The organism is Selenomonas sp. KH1T6 (assembly GCF_900108415.1).
Taxonomy (GTDB): domain Bacteria; phylum Bacillota; class Negativicutes; order Selenomonadales; family Selenomonadaceae; genus Selenomonas_B; species Selenomonas_B ruminantium_A.
In genome coordinates this window covers 1-2,200 of the sequence record NZ_FNWN01000070.1, presented here as the reverse complement: position 1 = coordinate 2,200, position 2,200 = coordinate 1, and the positions used below count along the sequence as shown (strand labels likewise).

The 2,200-nt window shown below is 51.2% G+C and carries 1 pseudogene; it reads left to right on the top strand.

The window, feature by feature from the left end:
• Positions 1–2,085: pseudogene (locus BLW59_RS17910) on the top strand (hemagglutinin repeat-containing protein); the annotation flags it as partial.
• Between the last annotated feature and the right edge of the window lie 115 nt (positions 2,086–2,200).

Below are 2,200 nucleotides of genomic sequence, written 5' to 3'. Positions count from 1 at the left end.
GCTAAGCAGGGTGCAGCAAACCTGACTGCCGGAAATGATCTGGTAGCCAAAGATGTGACTGCCGGAACAGACGTTGTTTTGGGAGCAGGAAACCAGGTAAAGGCTAATGCGCTCACCGCTGGTAAAGATGTAACTGCTACCGGTGCTGACGTAAAGACTACCGGTGCTGTCATTGCCAAAAATGGCGAAGTTTCCATGGAGGCAACGGCAGGCGATGTGACAGCTGAAGGGGAAATCAAGGCTGCCAAGGCTGTGACACTGGAAGCAAGTAATGATGTGACTACCAAAACAGTTACGGTTCACAAGGAGGAGATGCCCCTATTTGCGGCTAGTGCCATGTTGCGCACTGGTGTTCCTGTTGACAACAGTGGTGTAGCCAACCTGAAAGCTGGCCACAATGTGACCACTGAAGGAGTAACGGCTGATAAGGATGTCATTGCTGATGCAGGCAACGATGTAAAGGCTACTGGCAAGGTTGAGGCTGGCAATGATGTGAAGATGAAGGCCGGGAATGATATCTCTACCGCAGCTGTCACGGCTAACAATGATGTCACGATGGATGCCACCCATGATATAAAGGCTACTGGCAAGGTCGAGGCTGGCAATGATGTGAATCTGCAGGCTAAGAATGATATCTCTACAGTAGCTGTCACGGCTAACCATGATGTCACGATGGATGCTACTAATGATATAACGGCTGCTGACTTGGTCGAGGCTGTCAACAATGTGAAACTGAATGCCGGCCATGATATCTCCACTGCAGATGTCACGGCAAACCAGAAAGTCAGGATGGATGCAGGTAATGATGTAACCATCAATGGCTATATCTCTGGCCTGGCCCAAAATGCAGAAGATGCTGTGGATATCCGTGCGCAGGAGCGCTTCCTGAATAAGCTGGATGCAGCAGGCAAGGACAGCAGCGCAGCTATCAAAGTTGGTGAGGAAAGTCATTGGAAGGTTTACTCGAATTCTCCCTATGCCGATGATTTTGGCGGCGGTGTCAATGAAAACGGCCTGAACAGGAGCGAAAAAGACCTGGACAGCGGCAACTATGCTGTATGGGGCTGGGATGGAACCAGCACTACCAGTGAGGTAGGCAACCGCTATATTTTCAAGAATCCTCGCCCTACCCTGACCATCAAAGCCAATGATGCAACGAAAGCAGCTAATGAAGACTGGACTGGCAAGAATACCGGCTATACTATGACCAATAGCCTCACTGGCCAGTTCATGACTGCCTTCCTGGATGGTGATGATGAGAAGCTGGCAAGCAGGGTTGGCTATAAGCAGGTAGGCACCTATTCCAACGGCTTCAAGCCTAATTCTTATAAAGTAGGAGTGTATGAGGGCGATATAACGCTCACCAATACGGGAGATGCAGCACCGTCAGGCTTTAATCTTGTGCTGCTGCCTGGGACGTTGACCGTGGTTGCGCCGACTCCTGGTCCAACTCCTGGTCCGAATCCGCCGACTCCTGGCACGAGTGTTACTCCGGGGAACCCCACTGGGCCTGTAGTCCCCACGATTACTACCTCAGTGCCGACAACTACGCCTGAGAATCCGCAGGCAAATAACCCCTTGAACCCCGGTGAGAAGCCGCAGCTTGATGCGCTTACCACCTCCAACCTGGCTGGTACTGCTTCTATCACTCAGGGACAGAATGCGCAGGGCCCCGGCGTTGACAGGGTCTTGGGTTTGCAGAGCGCCGAGCTTCCCTTCTTCAATGAGAAGCTTGGTCAGGTGAAGCTTTACGGCACCTATGATGTCACTGTGGACCCGGACAGCGTAAAGATGGAGCCCACCGCCAAGGTGCTCCCGGAGCCTGATCAGCCCAAGAACCAGTATCGTGAGTACGACAAGGAACTCACCACTGCTGACGGCAGCGGCATGTTCCGTCTCACTTACAACGGCTCTACGTTGGATATCTATCCAATAGACAAAGCTGCCAAGGCACTCCTGAAAGCTGGCGATGGGGCTAAGAATGTGGAAGTGGAATCCCAGGCTCTCCTGGCAGCCTTCAAGAGCATGGGCATCACCCTGGACAATCTGGATGGCGTGTATACGCATTTTGAAGAAAAGAGATAAAATAAGTATTAATTCAGCAAGGGGCTGTTGCATGAGTGTAATTCCACTTATGCACAGCCCCTTTTCCTTGTTGATGTATAAGAAGTTCCTATTCGTTGTAAAATCCACTAAAAAT